This is a genomic window from Crossiella sp. S99.2 (assembly GCF_023094165.1).
GTDB lineage: Bacteria > Actinomycetota > Actinomycetes > Mycobacteriales > Pseudonocardiaceae > Crossiella.
Genome location: NZ_JALMDK010000009.1, coordinates 40,678 through 58,693, shown reverse-complemented (window position 1 = coordinate 58,693; position 18,016 = coordinate 40,678). Strand labels below are relative to the sequence as shown.

The 18,016-nt window shown below is 72.3% G+C and carries 18 protein-coding genes; 5 read left to right on the top strand and 13 right to left on the bottom strand.

Annotated elements, in window-relative coordinates; genetic code table 11:
• Positions 1–27: 27 nt before the first annotated feature.
• Complete coding sequence (locus MZC64_RS30885) at positions 28–939, bottom strand: LysR family transcriptional regulator (protein ID WP_247760739.1); 912 nt, start codon at positions 937–939, stop codon at positions 28–30.
• 96 nt (positions 940–1,035) lie between these two features.
• Here MZC64_RS30885 and MZC64_RS30880 point away from each other — a divergent pair, with 96 nt between their 5' ends.
• Positions 1,036–1,971 (top strand): YeiH family protein, encoded by a 936-nt coding sequence (locus MZC64_RS30880; protein WP_247760920.1) that lies wholly within the window; start codon positions 1,036–1,038, stop codon positions 1,969–1,971.
• Positions 1,972–2,116: 145 nt separating this feature from the next.
• Here the strand turns inward: MZC64_RS30880 and MZC64_RS30875 are convergent, their stop codons facing one another.
• The gene (locus MZC64_RS30875) at positions 2,117–4,009 is read right to left on the bottom strand and encodes a glycoside hydrolase family 9 protein (RefSeq protein WP_247760740.1); all 1,893 of its coding nucleotides are present in this window, start codon (positions 4,007–4,009) and stop codon (positions 2,117–2,119) included.
• A 162-nt stretch (positions 4,010–4,171) separates the two neighbouring features.
• Between MZC64_RS30875 and MZC64_RS30870 the strand changes: the two genes are divergently transcribed.
• Positions 4,172–5,371: an alpha/beta hydrolase gene (locus tag MZC64_RS30870; protein WP_247760741.1), complete on the top strand. Its 1,200-nt coding sequence runs from the start codon at positions 4,172–4,174 to the stop codon at positions 5,369–5,371.
• Between the two features lies 1 nt (position 5,372).
• Here the strand turns inward: MZC64_RS30870 and MZC64_RS30865 are convergent, their stop codons facing one another.
• Together MZC64_RS30865 and MZC64_RS30860 are read right to left on the bottom strand one after the other, a co-directional pair.
• On the bottom strand, positions 5,373–6,398 hold the full coding sequence (locus MZC64_RS30865; RefSeq protein WP_247760742.1) for a methionine synthase: 1,026 nt from the start codon (positions 6,396–6,398) through the stop codon (positions 5,373–5,375).
• Positions 6,399–6,601: 203 nt separating this feature from the next.
• Positions 6,602–7,018, bottom strand: coding sequence for a nuclear transport factor 2 family protein (locus tag MZC64_RS30860; protein ID WP_247760743.1), 417 nt, complete (start codon positions 7,016–7,018; stop codon positions 6,602–6,604).
• A gap of 156 nt (positions 7,019–7,174) precedes the next feature.
• Between MZC64_RS30860 and MZC64_RS30855 the strand changes: the two genes are divergently transcribed.
• Positions 7,175–8,341, top strand: coding sequence for a Fic family protein (locus MZC64_RS30855; protein WP_247760745.1), 1,167 nt, complete (start codon positions 7,175–7,177; stop codon positions 8,339–8,341).
• A gap of 49 nt (positions 8,342–8,390) precedes the next feature.
• Here the strand turns inward: MZC64_RS30855 and MZC64_RS30850 are convergent, their stop codons facing one another.
• From MZC64_RS30850 to MZC64_RS30835, 4 genes are all read right to left on the bottom strand, one after another.
• Positions 8,391–8,768: a VOC family protein gene (locus tag MZC64_RS30850; RefSeq protein WP_247760747.1), complete on the bottom strand. Its 378-nt coding sequence runs from the start codon at positions 8,766–8,768 to the stop codon at positions 8,391–8,393.
• A gap of 2 nt (positions 8,769–8,770) precedes the next feature.
• Positions 8,771–9,148 carry a VOC family protein gene (locus MZC64_RS30845; RefSeq protein WP_247760749.1) on the bottom strand — a complete coding sequence of 126 codons (378 nt, stop codon included), beginning with the start codon at positions 9,146–9,148 and terminating at the stop codon, positions 8,771–8,773.
• A gap of 62 nt (positions 9,149–9,210) precedes the next feature.
• Positions 9,211–9,696, bottom strand: a complete 486-nt coding sequence (locus tag MZC64_RS30840; protein ID WP_247760751.1) for a hypothetical protein — start codon at positions 9,694–9,696, stop codon at positions 9,211–9,213.
• The gene (locus MZC64_RS30835; RefSeq protein ID WP_247760757.1) at positions 9,683–10,624 is read right to left on the bottom strand and encodes a LysR family transcriptional regulator; all 942 of its coding nucleotides are present in this window, start codon (positions 10,622–10,624) and stop codon (positions 9,683–9,685) included. The genes MZC64_RS30840 and MZC64_RS30835 overlap by 14 nt, the downstream gene beginning before the upstream one ends.
• 73 nt (positions 10,625–10,697) lie before the next feature.
• Here MZC64_RS30835 and MZC64_RS30830 point away from each other — a divergent pair, with 73 nt between their 5' ends.
• The gene (locus MZC64_RS30830; RefSeq protein WP_247760758.1) at positions 10,698–11,603 is read left to right on the top strand and encodes a pyridoxal-phosphate dependent enzyme; all 906 of its coding nucleotides are present in this window, start codon (positions 10,698–10,700) and stop codon (positions 11,601–11,603) included.
• Positions 11,604–11,794: 191 nt separating this feature from the next.
• Here the strand turns inward: MZC64_RS30830 and MZC64_RS30825 are convergent, their stop codons facing one another.
• Positions 11,795–12,967 carry an ROK family protein gene (locus MZC64_RS30825; RefSeq protein WP_247760760.1) on the bottom strand — a complete coding sequence of 391 codons (1,173 nt, stop codon included), beginning with the start codon at positions 12,965–12,967 and terminating at the stop codon, positions 11,795–11,797.
• A gap of 72 nt (positions 12,968–13,039) precedes the next feature.
• Between MZC64_RS30825 and MZC64_RS30820 the strand changes: the two genes are divergently transcribed.
• A complete protein-coding gene (locus tag MZC64_RS30820; protein WP_247760762.1) occupies positions 13,040–13,318 on the top strand; it encodes a SemiSWEET family sugar transporter in 279 nt (92 codons plus the stop codon).
• On the opposite strand, the gene mnmA is transcribed toward MZC64_RS30820, so the two are convergent.
• The 4 genes from mnmA to MZC64_RS30800 are packed head-to-tail and all read right to left on the bottom strand — an operon-like array spanning position 13,302 to position 17,995.
• Positions 13,302–14,393, bottom strand: a complete 1,092-nt coding sequence (gene mnmA, locus MZC64_RS30815; protein WP_247760921.1) for a tRNA 2-thiouridine(34) synthase MnmA — start codon at positions 14,391–14,393, stop codon at positions 13,302–13,304. The two genes, MZC64_RS30820 and mnmA, sit on opposite strands and share 17 nt — an antisense overlap.
• Before the next feature lie 7 nt (positions 14,394–14,400).
• On the bottom strand, positions 14,401–15,627 hold the full coding sequence (locus MZC64_RS30810) for a cysteine desulfurase family protein (RefSeq protein ID WP_247760763.1): 1,227 nt from the start codon (positions 15,625–15,627) through the stop codon (positions 14,401–14,403).
• A gap of 18 nt (positions 15,628–15,645) precedes the next feature.
• Positions 15,646–17,031: an MFS transporter gene (locus tag MZC64_RS30805; RefSeq protein WP_247760765.1), complete on the bottom strand. Its 1,386-nt coding sequence runs from the start codon at positions 17,029–17,031 to the stop codon at positions 15,646–15,648.
• Between the two features lie 58 nt (positions 17,032–17,089).
• A complete protein-coding gene (locus MZC64_RS30800) occupies positions 17,090–17,995 on the bottom strand; it encodes a 1-acyl-sn-glycerol-3-phosphate acyltransferase (protein ID WP_247760770.1) in 906 nt (301 codons plus the stop codon).
• Positions 17,996–18,016 lie beyond the last annotated feature (21 nt).

Sequence of the window (18,016 nt, the reverse complement as noted above, 5' to 3'; positions counted from 1 at the left end):
GTATCTGAACCCACCGTAGCGTTGATGTCACCGGGCCGGGCGAGAAGCTCGGGTCGCGACTGCCAGCAATGCTGCCGCCGGCGCCGCCAGGGTCCGGCCGGCAGGCCACACCGCCCGCAGTTCCCGCCGCAGGTCGATGCCACTGACCGGCACCTCGACCAGGCGCCGGTCTGCCAGGTCCGCCTCGACCGCGAGCACGCTGAGCACCGCCGGACCCGATCCGGCGGCCACCGCGCCGCGCACGGCCGTGGTGGAGCCCAGTTCGACGAGCGCCCGGACCTTACCCACTCCAGTGCGTTCCATCGCCCGTTCGAGGGTTTCCCTGGTGCCGGAACCCCGTTCGCGGACCACCAGCGGGGTACCCACGAGTTCCCCCGGTCCAACCGGCCTGCGCCGTTTCGCCCACGGATGTCCCGGCGCGACCACCACGGCCAGCCGGTCCACCGCCACCCGCCGGGTGCGCAGGCCGCGCGGCACCGCCGGGGATTCGACGAAGCCGAGGTCGACCTCGCCGCGGCGGGCCAGTTCGGCCACCGCGGCGGAGTTGGTCACCTGCAGGCCCACGTACAGCTCGGGGTTGCCGCGGCGCAGTTCGGTGATCCAGCCGGGCACCAGGTGCTCGGCCACGGTCATGCTGGCCGCCACGCTCAGCTGCGCCACCCGGCGGGCGCGCAACGCGGCCGCGCCGTGCAGCAGCACGTCCAGTTCGGCGAGTACCCGTTTGGCCCATTCGGTGACCATCTGGCCGGACTCGGTGAGGGTGGAGCCCCTGGTGCTGCGGTCCACCAGCGCCAGGCCGAGCCGCTTCTCCAGGGTGGCCAGGCGTTTGCTGGCCGCGGGCTGGCTGATGCCCAGCTGGGTGGCGGCCTGGCCCAGGCTGCCCAGCTCGGCGAGCCGGACGAGCAGGGCGAGTGACTCGGGGTCCGGCGGCTTGCTCATAACCGGAGGGTATGACGACCTGCCGAAGACGGCCTACCGGAGTGTCACAGACGGGGCGACTCTGAGGTGGTGAGGACTTCTGTGCGTGGCCTGGCAATGGCGCCGGGTCTGGCCGTGGTCGCCATCGGTGTGGCGATCGCGCTGGCGGTGGCGGCGGTGGCGCCCGCGGTGAGCGCGCTGACCGTGGCGGTGGTGCTGGGCATCGCGGTGGGGAACCTGGGTTTCTTGCCGGAGCGCTGCGGCCCCGGACTGGCCTGGGCGGCCAAGCGGCTGGTGCGCGCCGGGGTGGTGCTGCTCGGCCTGCAACTCGCGGTGACCGATGTGCTGGACCTGGGCGGCGGCATGCTGGTGGTGGTGCTGGCCACCGTCTCGGGCACCTTCCTCGGCACCCGGCTGCTCGGCCGCTGGCTCGGGCTGCCCGCGGGACTGAGCACGTTGGTGGCCACCGGGTTCTCGATCTGCGGCGCGGCCGCGGTGGCCGCGATGGAGGGCGTGGTGCCGCGGCGGGACCGGGATGTGGCCACCGCGGTGGCGCTGGTCACCCTGTTCGGCAGCGTCTGGATGCTCGCGCTGCCCCTGGTCGCCGAACTGCTCGGGCTGTCCGCGCGGGCCACCGGCGGCTGGGCCGGGGCGAGCGTGCACGAGGTGGCGCAGGTGCTGGTCGGCGCGGCGCCCGCGGGTGCGGCGGCGGTGTCGGTGGCCGTGGTGGTGAAGCTGAGCCGGGTGGTGCTGCTCGCGCCGCTGGTGGCCATCGTGGGCCGTCGGCAGGGACGCTGGCTGCCGCCGGTGTTCGTGCTCGGCTTCGTGGCGATGATCCTGGTGCGCAGCAGTGGAATCCTGCCGGTGCCGGTGCTCGACGTGGCGAAACTGGCGGCGACGGTGCTGATGGCCGGGGCGTTGTTCGCCCTCGGCAGCACGGTGCGGCTCAAGGAGTTGCTGGCCACCGGGCCACGCGCGTTGGTGCTGGGCGCGGGATCCACCGCGCTGGTGGCCGGGATCTCGTTGGCGGGCTTGGCTTTGGTGGGCTGGTGACGGCCCCCGGTCGGGGTCAGGAGGCCGCCACCAGCACGTCTGTCGGCGACTTCGCCTGGCGTGCCGATCTTCCGGCGAGTTGGGCCAACTGGTACGCCGGTTTTGCCCAAGCGGGCGTACCAGTTGGCCCAAGTTGTGCGTGTGCTCAGCGCAGGGCGGTCAGGCCCAGCGCCAGTGTTCCGGTTGCGGTGTAGTCGATCGCGGGCTCGCTGCTCGGCCAGGCCCGGACGTCGTCGACGAACCGGGAGCCCTGCCCGTCGAAGGCCGCCATCGGGTGCGTGCACTCCACGCCGCCGCCCGGCAGGTCGCCGAGGCTGGCGAACTTCCCCTCCGCGTTCGGCCCGTTGACCACGCCGCCGACCAGGATCTTCTCCCCGCCGGTGGTGCTGCCGGAGAGGTTGGCCGCCTGGTGGTGCGGGCAGTACGGGAACCGGGGGCCGACGCCGATCACCAGGGACAGGCCCCAGGAGTTGGCGCCCAGGGCGAAGTTGCGCTGCTGGGAGCCGAAGGCGTCGTAGCCGCGGTCCCTGGTCACCGAGCGGTACAGCTCGACGGTGGCCGCGTAGCCGAAGCTGCGGGTGGCCACGTCGAAGGCGGTGATGTCCACCGCGGTGCGGAACGGGCTGGTCGCCGCGCGGGTCACACCCTTGTCCAGCTGCCGCCTGAGGTCGCCGATCAGCTGCGCCTCGGTCACCTGCGCGTTGCGGACCCACTTGGTGCGCAACACCTTCACCAGGTCGGTGTGGCCGAGTGCGCTGGTGTTGTACAGGTTCAGCGTGTCCTGGTCACCGGAAGCCAGGTACGCCTTGGCCCATTCGGTCGCCGCGGTGGCCCAGCCGTCGGCCCGGCGGTCGCCGAGGGCGTACCCGGCCAGCGCGAGCTGGGTGGCCCCGTACTCCAGGTCGTCGGTCCAGGAGTTCTCCGGGTAGTAGGAGTGCGGGAACGCGGTGGTGAGCTGGCCGACGTCGGTGGTCTTGGCCTGGGCGAAGACCGAGGCGGCCTGCTCCAGGTAGTACTTGGCCTTGCGCCAGTCGCGGCGGGCCTCCACCTGGGCGGCCAGCGCGAAGGCGGCCGCGGCGCGACCGGCCAGGTTGGGGCTGATCTTCTCGCCCGGCGCGGCGGCCCGGAACACCGGGCGGTGCTTGATGAAGTACTTCTCGTCGCCGGGCTTCACCTGGAGCTTGTCGTCGGTCTCCGGCAGCCGCCAGACGTCGTGGTCGCCGAGGATGCCCAGGTCCGGGCTGCCCACGCCGATGCCGACCTGCACGTAGAAGGTCTTGGACTTCTCGTCCCAGGCCTTGTCCAGCCACTTGAGCCCGAAGTCGATCTCGCTGGCCAGGGTGCGGTCGCGGTTGCCCGCGCGCTGCACCAGCAGCAGTTCGCCGATGGTGTAGGCGGTGTTGGAGGTGAACTTGACGAAGTCGCCGGCGTCCACCCACCCGCCTTCGAGGTCGACGGTCTGCCCGGTCGGCTTGAGCGGCTCGGCCAGCTGGTCGTCCGGCCGGAACTTCGGGGTGTCGTAGACGGTGGCCTTGGCGTCGCTGAGGTGCGCGGGCTGGCGATTCAGCTTGCCGGGCACCACATCGCCGCCGTCGCGCTGGGCGGCGTAGAAGTCGAAGGTCTTGTCCGCGACCGGGCCGAACAGCTCCCGGGCGGTGCCGATCTTGAAGGTGGCCGAGCTGGCCTGCACCGAGCCGGAGACGGTGACCCGGTAGCTGCCGGGCCGCTTGAGCGCGGAGAAGTCCAGCGGGTGCACCGCGGCGTAGCCGGCGTTCCAGCTGCCGAGGCTGGCCCCGGCCTTGCCCGCGAGCACGGTGCGGCCCGCGGTGTCGACCACCGTGAACCGGGCGCCCTCGCTGCTCGCGGGGGCCATCAGGTAACCGATCTTGGTCTCGTCGTGGGCGTAACCCACGCCGTCGAGCCGGATCTGGCCACTGGCGGCCGCGTTGGCGGACGCCGCGCTCACCATCACCGCACCGAGGGCCACCGCGGTGGTGACCGCCACGGTTCGGAGCAGGGCAGGGCGGGGAACACGCATGAACCCTCGGCATTCCTGGGCCGGCGGCCCAAATAGTTAATAAAGTTCTCTATTTGGCCGGAAAGTATTCCCGGACATATCGCCCAAGGTCAATGCGTAGCTGTACTAGGCATCCAGCGGCTCAGTCGGCACGGCCACCCGGCCCCGTGCTAGAAGGGAAAGATGCCGGATGAGAACCCCCAGCCCGCCCAGGCCAGCCCGCGACGGCGCGGCTGGTTCCTGCCCACGGTGGCGATCCTGTTCCTGCTGCTCGCACTTGCGGCGGGCTGGCTGATGTTCTTCGACCGCCAGCCGATGTTCCTGCCTGCCACGCTGCTGCGCGCCTACCCGCTGCACGTGCTGCTGCTCAGCCTGCTGGCCCTGGTCGTGCTCGGCTTCGCGCTGCGCCGCCAGCGCTGGCTGGCCGCCACCGCGGCCGGGCTGGCCGTGGCGCTGTCCGCGGCCACCGGCCTGGTGCCGATGACCGCCGCCGGGGACGCCGCGAGCCAGGCCGGCGCGCAGGTCAGCCTGGGCGAGTACCTGGCCAACGCGGCCTCGGCGAACTTCGGCAAGCCGGACACCGCGCGCACGGTGCGTTACGCCACGCCCGGCGGTCACGGGCTGGACCTGGACGTCTGGCCGAGCGAGGACGCCAACTCACGCAAGGCGGTGCTGCTGATCCACGGCGGCGGCTGGTCCAGCGGCAACCGGGGCATGACCCCGGAGTGGAACCGGCTGTTGACCCGGCAGGGCTTCACCGTCTTCGACATCGAGTACCGGATGGCCGGTGACGTGCCGCCGGGAACCGCTTGGCAGGCAACGGTGTCGGACAGCAAGTGCGCGCTGGCCTGGATCACCGCGAACGCGGCGAAGTACCGGATCGACCCGGACCGGATCTCGGTCTTCGGCCAGTCCGCCGGCGGCCACCTGGCGCTGATGACCGCGTACACCAGCGGCACCGACGCCTTCAAACCCAGCTGCGACCTGCCGGAGGGCAAAATCCGGTCCGCGGTGGACTTCTACGGTCCCTACGACCTGATCGCCTTCGCCACCGGCCCGGACGGCACCGACGCCGGGCGCTCGATCCTGAACACGGTGCTGGGCGGGTCCGCGGCCGAGCAGACCGAGCGCTACCGGACCTTCTCGCCGAGCAGCTACGTGCGGGCCGGCCTGCCGCCCACGCTGACCCTGCAGGGCGAGCGGGACTTCCTGGTGCCGCAGTCGCAGTCCCGGCTGTTGCAGGAGGCGCTGGGCAAGGCGGGTGTGCCGCACCGGGCGCATTTCCTGCCCTACACCGACCACGCCTTCGACGTGAGCTGGGGCTCGTACCAGACCCAGCTCGCCCGCTCGGCCGTGACCACTTTCCTGGCCGAGCGCGGCTAGCTCACCAGCCCTGCGGGGGCTCGGTGAACGCCTTGCCCATATCCCTGGTCAGCGACAACGCGCGGCGCACCCAGCTCAGCGAGGCGCCCGCCATCCCGCAGCACGGGGTGGCCACGGCGCGCTCGGCGAGCAGGTCGCGGCTGAAGCCGAGCCGGTCGACCAGGCGCAGGGCCGGTTCGGCCAGTGCGCGCAGGGTCGGCGGGGTGGCCGGTTCCAGGGAGGGCACCAGTCCGAGGAACAGCGTGGTGCCCGCGTCCCAGGTCTCGCCGAGTTCGTCCCAGAGCGCGGTGGGGGCCTTGCCGATCAGGGTGGCGTCCAGCGCGATCGCGTCCGCGCCGGCCATCCGGAAGAGGGTGACCGGCGGGCGCGGCGCGCAGCAGTGCACCACCACCGAGCAGCCGGTGGCGCCCTTGACCTGCTCGATGACCTCGGCCAGCAACGCCTGCGCGTCCGGGGCGGGCACCGCGGCGACGTTGCCGTAGCCGGAAGCGGTGGGCAGCCTGCCGTCCAGCACCGCGGGCAGGCCGGGCTCGTCGAGCTGGAGCACGATGTCCGCGCCGGTGCGCGCGCCGACCTCGGTGATGTGCCTGGTCAGGCCCTCGGCCAGGGAGGCGGCGAACTCGCGCAGCGCACCGCGGTCGGTGAGCACCCGGTGCCCACGAACCAGCTCGACCTGCGAGGTCAGCGTCCACGGCCCGGCGGCCTGCACCTTGACCGCGGACCGCGGCGACACGCCCTCCCACGCCTCGTCGAAGGCGTCCAGGTCGGTGCGCAGCAGATCGACGGCGCGGCGGTGATCGCGGCCGGGGCGGGCGGTGACCCGGTAGGCCGAGGGCACCAGCTCCACCGCCAGGTCGACCAGCAGTCCGGCGGTGCGGCCGATGATGTCCGCGCCGACCCCGCGGGCCGGCAGCTCGGGCAGGTGGGTCAGCTCGGGCAGTTCCCCGAGCACGATCCGCGCCGCCTCCAGTGGGTCGGTTCCGGGGAGCGAGCCAATACCGGTGGCCGTGCCGGGGTTCACCTTCACAGCCCAAGCCTGCCACCCACGCGCAAGCCCCGCCGCGCACACCCCGTCCACGCATATGGTCTAGACCTATTGACGCAGTGGTCCAGGCCACTTACGTTCGGACCAGCGCGGTTCACAACCCTGAACACCGCGAACCGCCTGTGCTGACTGACCGGGGAAGAACGCCGACCGGCCCCGAGCCTTCCCACGGGGCCGGTCGGCCCTCAGTCGCCCAGCGCCACCGCGACGGACAGGCTGTCCTCGTAGACGTGGTAGCGCGTGATCACCCCGTCCCGCACGGTGAATCGCAAGGCGCACAACGCGGTGTAGGCCCGTCCGGTCGCCTTGGCGATCTGCGAGATCTCGGCGAACAGCACCGCGTCCGCACCGTCGACCAGGATCTCCGGCGCCCGGCTCGGCGGGATGCCGGGAGTGTGCGCCTCGGCGATCTCGCGGAAGTGGTCCGCGACGTCGGATCTGGTGCGGCGCGGGCGGATCCAGGGCACGGCGGGGTGGCCGTCGGCCGGCCAGTTGAGCTGCCAGTCGACCTCGTCGGCGAACAACTCGGCGATGCGATCCGGGTCGCCTGCGACGACTCGGGTCAGGAATTCCTCAATGACAGCACGGGTTTCGGTGGGCACGAGCATCCTCTCGGGTGGATCTTCACCCGGACCCTAACCCGATCCACTGACACGGAGCGTCAGGGTTTCGCCGCCAGGGCCACTCGACCGGATGACGAGATTGACTGTTCATCCGTTCAACTTGACGAATGAATCGTCAACCTGAACGATTGCTTCATGCTGCTGTTCCGCGCGCCCGAGCTGGAACCAGAGGACTTCCGGGTCATCGACGAGATCGAGGACTTCCGGCGGCGCCTCCGGCACTTCCTGCGCGAACCGCGCCGCTGGAAGGGGCAGCTCCGGCGCAATCTGAAGGCGCGGGCCATCCGCGGTTCCAACAGCATCGAGGGCTATGAGGTCTCCCTCGACGACGCGGTGGCCCTGATCGAGGACGAGGAACCGCTCGACGCCGACCGGCTCACCTCGCTGGAGATCGTCGGCTACCGCAACGCGCTCACCTACGTCCAGCAACTGGCCGAGGACACCGAGTTCAGCCTGGACCAGTCGTTGTTGCGCAGCCTGCACTTCATGATGCTCGGCCACGACCTGTCCAAGAGCCCTGGCCGGTACCGGCAGAGTTCGATCTTCGTGCACGACGAGGAGCACGACGAGGTCGTCTACGAAGGCCCAGAGCCGGAACTGGTCCCCGAACTCATGCGGGCGCTGACCGAATCCCTGGCCGGGAACAGCAAGTGCCCGGTGTTCGTCCGGGCCGCGCTGGGTCACCTGAACCTGGTCATGATCCATCCGTTCCGGGACGGGAACGGACGGATGGCCCGCGCGCTGCAAACCCTGATCCTGGCCAGGGAGAAGATCCTCACCCCCGAGTTCAGCAGCATCGAGGAGTGGCTGGGGCGCAACACCGCCGCCTACTACGAGGCGCTCGCCGAGGTCGGCGGCGGCTCCTGGCGGCCGGACCGCGGCACGGGCGCCTGGATCCGGTTCAACCTGACCGCGCACCACATGCAGGCCCAGACCGTGCTGCGCCGGGTGGACGACGCGGCCAGGGTGTGGCGCGAGCTGGAAACCGTGCTGGCCCAGCGGAAACTGCCCGAGCGGACCGCGCTGGCGCTGTTCGACGCCTCGGTCGGGCTCACCGTCCGCCGCTCGGCCTATGGCCGGGACGCGGAGCTGGAGCCGGGCACGGCCGCGCGCGATCTCCGGCTGCTGGTCGCGGGCGGACTGCTGGTGCCGCATGGGGAAACCAAGTCCCGGATCTACGTGGCCAGCGAGGAACTGCGCTCGATCCGGAGCCAGGTGGTCACCTCGAAGGTTCAGCTGCGCAACCCTTATGACACCGGCAAAACCAGGGCTGCACCCAGGAAGAAGCTGCGCACACGCTGACCGGGAGGGCCGGATGCGCCCGCCGGGGCGGGGCGCATCCGGCAGCCCGTCAGAGGTGCAACACCGACAGGATGTTCCCCGCCGGATCGGTGAACCAGGCGATATCCGGCCCCCGCCCGTCCTTCGACCCCCAGGCGATCCCCCGCTCATCGGTCATCCCCGAGTACTGCTCGAACCGCACCCCCAGTGCGGTCAGAGCAGCCACCACCTCCGCGATGTCATCCACCGGGAAGTTCAGCACCGTGTACTCGGCGGGCACGTGATTCGGCTTGGGATAGACCAGCACCTCCGCCCCCGTCCCCAGGTGCAGGGTCAGCATGCCGTTGAACTCCGAGACCTTGAGGCCCAGGGTCTGTTCGTAGAAGGTGCGGGCGGCGGGGATGTCGTTGACGGAGAAGCCGGTGAAAGCCTTGGCGTTGCCGAGCATGGTCAGTTCCCCTCGCCGATGCGGGCCAGGTAGGCGGCGCTGAGCTGGATGATCTGGATGTAGTTGCCGTCGGGGTCGAGCAGGGTCGCGAACAGCATGCCCTCGCTGCGCTCCTCCAGCTCGACGAGCCAGGTGACGCCAAGGGAGTCCAGGTGGGCGGCGGTGTCGCGGGCGTTCTCGACGGTGAAGTTGAGGATGACGCGGCCGGGTTCGGCGGGGGTGGCGGCGATGTCGTCTCGCTGGTCGATGAGCACGGCGACCTCGCCGAAGACCAGGAAGCCGTCCTGGCTGGGCGCCACGCCGAAAGCCTTCTGGTACCAGCTGCTCAGGCGGTCGGGGTTGGTGCTGGCGAGCAGGATGCTGCCCAGGGTGACACTCATGGTTGCCTCCGGTTTTCGGGTCCTGTGGGACACCGACGAACGGGGGCCGGGCAAATCGACAGCTACACCTTGCGGTGCCAGGCGGCGACCATGGTGGGCAGCACGACGGCGAGCTGGAACGGGATCAGCAGGGCCACGATCACCACGCCCTTGCCGGGGCTGGGCAGGGCGAAGCCGAGCCAGACGCCGACCACCACCAGCTCGGTGCACAGCAGGGCCTGGCCGATCCGGTAGGCGCGGGCGTAGACCTCGCCGCGCAACGCGAGCTGGTACTCGTCCAGATTGCGTTCCGGCAGCTCCTCCACGCCCCTGGTGGATGCCTTGAGCAGGCCGATGCACAGCACGCAGGCCACGGTCACCAGCGCGGCGGCGATGAGCAGCAGCACCGGGCCGGCAGGCACCAGGGTGAACAGGGCGGCCTCGGCGAGGAGCAGCGCGATCAGCGCGCCGACCAGGCGGCGGCGGGCCGTCAGGGTGCGGAAGCGTTCGAACCTGGGGTCGTCGAGCAGCTGGGCGCGCCGGTAGGAGCGCTCCTCACGGTTGGTCACGGGTTCCGTCCTCCTCGCCATGCGCCTGCCGGGACATCTTCGCGCCCGCCGCGGTGAGCAGTCGCACCACCTCCGCGGTCAGCGGCAGCGGGCGGTGCCGGTGCACCACGTAGACCTCCCGCACCGGCGCGAGCCCGCTCAGTGATCGCACCACCACTCGCCGGTCCGCCACCGCGCCGAGCACGCTGGCCGGGACCAGTGAGACACCGACGCCCGCGCCGAGCAACCCGAGGGTCACCCCGTAGTCGCGGGTCTCGAAGGCCACGTGCAGCTCCAGCCGGGTCCGCGCGGCCAGCGCCTGCAGACAGACGCGGTTGGGCACGCCGGGGCTGCCGCTGATCCACTCCTCGTCCGCAAGGTCGGCCAGGGTGATGCGCTCGGACCCGGCCAGGCGGTGGCCGGCGGGCAGGACCAGGCGCAGCGGGTCGGTGAGCAGGCGGTGCCGCCGGGTGCCGCCCAGCGGGGGCAGGGTGACACCGGTGTACCGGTGGGTGATCAGCAGGTCCAGTTCGCGGGAGGCGACCAGGCCGTAGCCCTCGGGCGGTTCGATGTCGAGCAGGGCCAGCCGGACCGTGGGGTGGCGTTGCCGGAACTCGGCCAGCACCGCGGGCACCAGCAGCGCGCCCGCGGTGGCGAAGGTGCCCAGCGCGATGCGTTCCGGGGTGTTGCCGAGCAGTTCGCGCACCGCGTCCTCGGCGTCGCGCAGCTCGCCCAGCACGCGTTCGCCGTGCCGCACCAGCACTTCCCCCGCCGCGGTCGGCCGCACGCCGCCGGGTCCGCGGTCCAGCAGCCGGACGCCGACCGCACGCTCCAGTTTGGACAGTTGCTGGGACAGCGCGGAGGGCGTCACGGACAGTCGGAGCGCGGCCGCGCTGATCGAACCGGCGTGCGCCACCTCGACCAGCACCCGCAACCGATCGGCGTCCATGCCTTAAGTATCGCTACAAACCCCCGAGCAGACATCGCTTTTGCTGAAGTCCGGGCGGGGGCAGGCTGAGGCCATGACTCGACTCCCGACCCCGGCGGACGTGGCCAGCGCGGCCGAGCGGATCGCCCCGTACGTCCGGCGCACGCCGATGCTGCGCGTGACGGTGGACGGCAGGCCGCTGTGGCTCAAGCTGGAGCAGCTCCAGCTCACCGGCTCGTTCAAACTGCGTGGCGCGACGAACGCGCTGCTCAGCGGTCCGCGACCGGAGCGGGTGGCCACGGTCAGCGGCGGCAACCACGGGTACGCGGTGGGCACCGCGGCCCGGCTGCTGGACCTGCCGACCCGGGTGCACGTGCCGGTGTTCGCCGCGGAGAGCAAAGTCCGGCGGATCAAGGAGACCGGGGCCGAGGTGGTCCGGCACGAGACCTATCCGGAGGCCAACCGCGCGGCCCGGTTGGAGGGCGGCGAGCCGGGCGGCCTGTACGTCTCGGCCTACGACGATCCGGCGGTGATCGCCGGGCAGGGCACGGTCGGGCTGGAGATCGTCGCGGACGCGCCCGAGGTGGACGCGCTCTTCGTCGCGGTCGGCGGCGGCGGCGGGCTGGCCGCGGGACTCGCGCTGGGTGCCGGGCGGCGGATCATCGCGGTGGAGCCCGAGGGCTGCCACTGCCTGCACGCGGCCCTGGCGGCCGGGCAGCCGGTGCACACCGAGGTGGACTCGGTGGCGATGTCCGCGCTGGGCGCGGCCCAGGCCGGCGACCTGACCTACGCGATCCTGCGCGCGTCCGGGGTGGAATCGCACCTGGTGTCCGACGCGGAGCTGCTGGCCGCGCGGGACCGGCTCTGGGACGAGTTCCGGCTCGCCGTGGAGCCCGCGGCCGCGGTCCCGTTCGCGCTGTGGCTCAAGGACGAGGTCGCCGCCGAGCACCCGTGCGTGGTCCTGTGCGGCGCCAACACCGACTGGACCCCGGAGTCCTGACGCCGGCGTGTTGGCCGTTGTCGTACACCGAGTTGGGCCAACTGGTACGCCTGCTTGGCCAAACTCGTACGCCCGGTTTGCCCAAGTGGGCGCGGGCGGCGAGTTGGGCCAACTCGGCGTACCAGCTGGGCCAACTCGGCGTACGAGTTTGGCCAACTTGGCGTGCGACAACGGCCAACACGGGGTGGGGGTTAGCCGGTTGCGGTTGTGGCGGTTCTGGGGGCGGACAGGAGGGGGGCGAGGGCGAGTTCGGCCGCGCCGAGCAGGATCGGGTCGGGCAGCGCGCCGTTGATCAACTGGACCGGGTTGAGCCGGGCCACGTGGCTGGTTTCCATCGCGGTGCGGACCTGCTGGTGCGCGCCGGGGGCGGCGTGGATCGCGGCGAGCTGGCCGGTCAGCACCACCAGGTCCGGGTTCAGCAGGGTCACCAGCACGGCCAGGCCCTCGCCCAGCCGGGCCGCGGTGGTGTGCACGGCCGCGGCCGCGCCGGGATCGGCCAGCACCGCGGCCAGTGCCGCCCGCGGGTCGGCGGCGGTGGCGAAGGGGATCCCGGCCCGGTCCAGCAGGGCGCGGGCGTCGGCCTGGGTCTCGAAGCAGGCGGTCGCGCCGCAGGGGCAGTCGGCCGGGGTGGCCGAGCCCAGCTGGAGGTGACCGGCGGCCAGGGCGTGCCCCGCGCTGCCGCTGAACGGGACGCCGTGCTGGATGAGGCCGCCGCCGATGCCGATCTCCTCCCCGCACAGCACCACGGCCACCCTGGCCTCCTGGGCCGCGCCGTGCCTGCTTTCCGCGAGGGCGGCCAGGTGGCCGTCGTTGCACGGGAACAACGCCAGGCCGGGCAGGCGCTCGGCGAGCAGCGGGGAGAACGGGACGTCCCGCCAGCCCAGGTGGAAGGCGGTGTGGATCTGGCCGCGCTGAGCGTCCAGGACCGCGGGCACCGCGATCCCCAGGCCGGTCAGGCCGGGGTGGCGGCGCAGCAGCGGGGCGGCCAGCTCGGCGATCCGGTCGGCCACCGCCTCGGGGGTGCGGGCCCGCGGCGGCAGGGCGATCTCGGTCCGGTCGGTGATGGCACGGCCGAGGCCGACCGCGGCGATGGTGAGCGAACGCGGGCGGACCTGGGCGGCCAGCACTCGCGGTCGCGGCTGGACCGACACCTGCGGCGAGGGACGGCCCAGGCGGCGCGGTGACTCCGCCGGCGGGCCGCACTGGATCAGGCCGAGCTGCTCCAACCCGGTGATCGCCACCCCGGTCGCGCTGCGCGCCAGATCCAGCCGGCGGCCGATCTCCGCTCTGGTCAGCGGGCCGTGCCGGTGCACCAGCGACAGCAGCCGCTGCGGCGCGGGCTCGGTGAACGGGGTTGTGCTCACACCCCTAAGCCTGCCACGCTCACTTTGTTCTGCTTGAGAATAAAATCCGCACTGGTGACAGGGGGTATCTAGGTGATCACAGTGATTGGTTCGTTAGCGGGTCTGCTGACCACGGCCTGCTGGCTGCCGCAGGTGCTGCGCTGCCTGCGGCGCCGGAGCGCGCGCGATTTCTCCTGGGTGTACCTGGTCGCGCTCGGCCTCGGCGTGCTCGCCTGGGTGCTCTACGGCATCGCCAGGACCGACCCGGTGATCATCACGACCAACGCCACCACGCTGGTGCTGATCTCGGTGCTGGTCGCGGTCAAGCTGCGCACCGAACTGGGGAAAACACTGGTCAGCGCGTCCGAGTGATGGTGGCCGCGCCCAGCACCAGGTCACCGGCGGCCGCGTCTTGGCGGTAGAGCACCAGGCCCTGGCCGGGGGCGACGCCGCCGAGCGGCTCGCGCAGGCTGACCACGAGCTGGTCGCCGCGCAGCTGGGCCACCGCGCCCGCGATGCCGCCGTGCGCGCGCACCTGCACCACGCACTCCACCGGACCGTCCAGGGGCACGCCGGAGGGCCAGATCATCCGGTCGCCGACGAGTTCGGTGACCTGGAGGCGTTCCCGGCTGCCGACCCGGACGGTGCCGGAGACCGGTTCCAGGGACAGCACGTAGCGCGGGCGGCCGTCCGGCGCGGGCCGGTCCAGGCCGAGCCCGTGCCGCTGGCCGATGGTGAAGCCGTGCACGCCCTCGTGCCCGCCGAGCACCTCGCCGGTCTCGTCGTCGACCAGCTCGCCCGGCTGGGCGCCGAGCTTGTTGCGCAGGAACTTGCGGGTGTCGCCGTCGGGGATGAAGCAGATGTCGTGGCTGTCCGGCTTGTTGGCCACGGACAGGCCACGCTCCTCGGCCTCGGCGCGCACCGCGGTCTTGGTGGAGCCGCCGAGCGGGAACATGGCGTGGCTGAGCTGCTCGGGGGTGAGCGAGGCCAGCACGTAGGACTGGTCCTTGTCCACATCGGCGCTGCGGCGCAGTTCGGGGCAGCCGTCGAGCTGGGCCAGCCGGGCGTAGTGGCCGGTGGCCACCGCGTCGAAACCGAGCGCGATCGCCTTGTCCAGCAACGCGGCGAACTTGATCTTCTCGTTGCAGCGCAGGCAGGGGTTGGGCGTGCGGCCCGCCGCGTACTCGGCGACGAAGTCCTCGATCACGTCCTCGGTGAAGCGTTCGGCGAAGTCCCAGATGTAGAACGGGATGCCGAGCACGTCCGCGGCGCGGCGGGCGTCGTGGGAGTCCTCGATGGTGCAGCAGCCGCGGGAGCCGGTGCGCAGCGTGCCGGGCTTGGCCGACAGCGCCAGGTGCACGCCGGTCACCTCGTGACCGGCCTCGACCGCGCGCGCGGCGGCCACCGCCGAGTCGACCCCGCCGCTCATCGCGGCCAGCACTCGCATCGTCATCTCAGACTCCTGCCGGGGGTCGGACCGAACGCCGCAGGCCCGCCAGTCCGGCGCTGCGGGCCCGCGCCACCGCCGGTCCGATCGCGGCGCCCAGCGCGGCGATGTCGGCGGCGGTCGAGGTGTGGCCGAGGGAGAACCGCAGCGAGCCGCGGGCCCCGGCCGGATCCGCGCCCATGGCCAGCAGCACGTGACTGGGCTGGGCAACGCCCGCGGTGCAGGCAGAGCCGGTGGAGCATTCGATGCCCTTGGCGTCCAGCAGCATCAGCAGGCTGTCGCCCTCGCAGCCGGGGAAGGTGAAGTGCGCGTTGCCGGGCAGCCGACCCGGCATACCGTCCACAGTGGACTCGAAGCTGTCCCCGTTGAGCACCGCGTCGGGCACCGCGGCCAGCACCGCGGCGGCCAGTTCGGCGCGCAGTCCGAGGAGTTCGGCGGCGCGCTGTTCGCGTTCGGCGGCGACCTGCCGGGCCGCGGCGGCCAGGCCGAGCACGGCTGGCACGTCCAGGGTGCCGGAGCGGACCTCGCGCTCCTGGCCGCCGCCGTGCAGCAGCGGGGTGCAGGCGGTGTCCCGGCTCAGCAGCAGCAGGCCGATGCCGTAGGGGCCGCCGAACTTGTGCCCGGTGAGGGTGAGCGCGTCCGCGCCGAGCGCGGCGAAGTCCACCGGCAGCACCCCGGCGGCCTGCACCGCGTCGCTGTGCAGCGGGATGCCGTGCCGGTGCGCGATCCCGGCCAGGGTGCGGATCGGGTTGACCGTGCCGACCTCGTTGTTGGCCAGCATCACGCTGACCAGCGCCACGCTGTCCGGATCGGTCCCGATCGCGGCTTCGAGGGTCTCCTGCCGGATCCGGCCGGTGCGGTCGGCCTCCAGCCAGGTGATCTCGGCGCCCTCGTGCGTGGCCAGCCACTCGGCGGCATCCAGTACGGCGTGGTGTTCGACCGCGGAGACGAGCACCCGGCGGCGGCGCGGATCGGCCTGGCGGCGGGCCCAGTAGATGCCCTTGACCGCCAGGTTGTCGCTCTCGGTGCCGCCGCCGGTGAACAGCAGTTCGGACGGCCGGGCGCCGAAGGCGGCGGCGATGTCCTCGCGCGCCTCCTCCAGGAGCCTGCGCGCGCGACGGCCGGCGGAGTGCAGCGAGGAGGCGTTGCCCAGTCCGGACAACGCCTCACTCATCGCGGCGACCGCTCCCGGGAACATCGGGGTGGTCGCCGCGTGGTCGAGATATGTGCTCATCTGCCGAAGACCTGCTTGTCAGGGTCGAGCATTGCCACCGTCAAGGGTAGACCGGGTTGACAGGAAAGCCCCCATTGCGGCGACCCCGGCCATCAGGAGGTTGAGCACGATCACAGCGGTGGTCGGGTCGGCGGTGGAGCCGAGCAGGTTGAGCAGGACGCCGCCGATGCCCACGCAGGTGGCCTGGAGCAGCAGGTCGGAGATCTGCAACGCGCCGGAGTTGAAGCCGCGGTCGCCGGGTTCGGACATGCCGAGCACCTTGACCGAGGTGCTGGCCATGGCCAGGCCCATGCCGGAGCCCGCGAGCAGCCACAGCGGGATGGCCAGCCAGGACGGTCCCCAGGCAGGCGCCACGAAGACCATGGCGGCCAGGCTGATCGCGATCAGGATGAATCCGCGCTGGATGAGCAGGTGCCGGGGCATGTCGGGGTAGCGACCCTGCCACATCGAGGCCGCGGACCAGCCCAGCGCGCCCACGGTGAGCGGGATGCCGGCGGTGGCGGGCGAGTAGTGGTGCACCGAGGTCAGGGTCAGCGGCAGGTAGGACTCCACGGCGAAGAAGGAGCCGGAGAGCATGCCGCGCAGCAGCACGGTCACCGGCAGGCCGCGCCGGGCCAGCAGGGTGCCCTTGGGCAGCAGCTGGCGCAGTGCGGGCGCCAGCAGCGCCAGCCCGATCGCGGCGATGAGCAGCGAGGACCACTCCGGGTGCTGGCTGGCCCAGGTCAGCGCGGGCAGGCCGACCCCGGCGGCGAAGGCGGCCAGCGGCAGCCACTTGCGCGGCGTGGCCGGGATGTCGGCGCGTTCCCTGGCCCGCAGCGCGCGCAGGGTCGGGCCCAGCAGCAGCGCGCCGATCAGCACGAACGGGGCCAGGCCGAGGAAGACCCAGCGCCAGTGCAGGTACTGCACCAGCACCCCGGCGATGGTCGGGCCGACCAGCGCGGGCACCACCCAGGCCGCGGACAGCGCGCCGAAGACCGCGGGCCGGTCCCGCTCCGGGTAGACGATGGCGACCATGACGTAGAGCGCGACGATCTGCGAGCCCGCGCCCAGGCCCTGGAAGGCCCGGCCGATGAGCAGCTGGGTCATCGTGTCCGCGGTGCCCGCGACCACGAGTCCGATGAAGAACAGGGCGGGCCCGGCGACGATCCCCGGCACCGGCCCGACCCGGTCGGACACCCGGCCGGCGAAGACGTTGCCGATGACGCTGGCGGCCAGGAACGCGGTGAACGGCCAGGAGTACAGCGAGGCGCCGTCCAGGTCTTTGATGATCGTGGGCAGCGCGGTGCCCAGGCCCATCGCCTCGAAGGCGGCCAGGGTGATCAGCAGCAGCAGGCCGGTGGTGGTGGCCCGGCGGTCGGGAGCCCAGAGTGCGGACGGGGGCCGGGTACTCGTCGTCGAGGTCACGCAAGCACTCTGCATGCTCCAGTGCGGTGGAGGTCCAGCCCTTTTCTCAAGGTGCAGGTCACGCCGCCACGGGCACCTCGGGCCTGCCGTGCTCGACCTGCCGCCGGGCCGGAGCCTGTCCCAGCGCGCCGGTCACCGCGGCCTCGGCCAGGTCCGCCATGGAGCGCCGGTCGTGGCCCTCCGGCGTGATCAGCGGCAGCACGGAAGCCTCCACGACCAGGCCGCGCAGGGCCGCCGTGCGCAGCAGCGCGGTCAGCAGGGTCTCCTCGCCGAGGAAGCCGGAGGCGGTGGTCATCCGGTCGCCGACGACGAAGCGCAGCGCGACCGGCCGGGCCGGCATGCCCGCGTCGATCGCGGCCTGGAACGCCGCGTGCCGCCAGCGCCCGGTGGCCTGCCCGCACCAGGTGGTGCCCTCGGGGAAGACGCCGATCGCCGACCCGGTGCGCAACGCCTGCGCCACCTCGGCCACGGTCCGCGGCAACGTGGAGAGCTTGGGCCGGTCCACGAAGAAGGTGCCCGCGCGGGCGGCCAGCGCGCCGATCAGCGGCCAGTCCCTGACCTGGGCCTTGGCCAGCATGCGCACCGGCTGCAACGCGTTGAGCGCCACGATGTCCAGCCAGGAGCTGTGGTTGCCCACCACCAGCACGCCGCGGTCCCGCGGCCGCCGCCGTTCCTCGGCCACGCTCAGCGCGCCCGGCCGGTACACCCGCAGCCGCACGCCGAGCGCGCCCAGCACCATCCGGAACCAGCCACGGATCACCGTCGCCCGGCCGCGGGGGCCGAGCACGGACAGGGTCAGGGCGCACAGCGGTCCGGTCAGGACCACCGCGGCCAGGGTCACCAGGCGCAGCGCGCGCCGGGCCGGGGACACCGTCGGCAGGGTGTCCGCGGCCGGCAGGCACCAGGCCCCGCACGGCGAGTGCGGCATCCAGGAGTGCATTGCCTCTACGGGACCAGCGGTCATGGCTTCACTGTGACCAGTCCG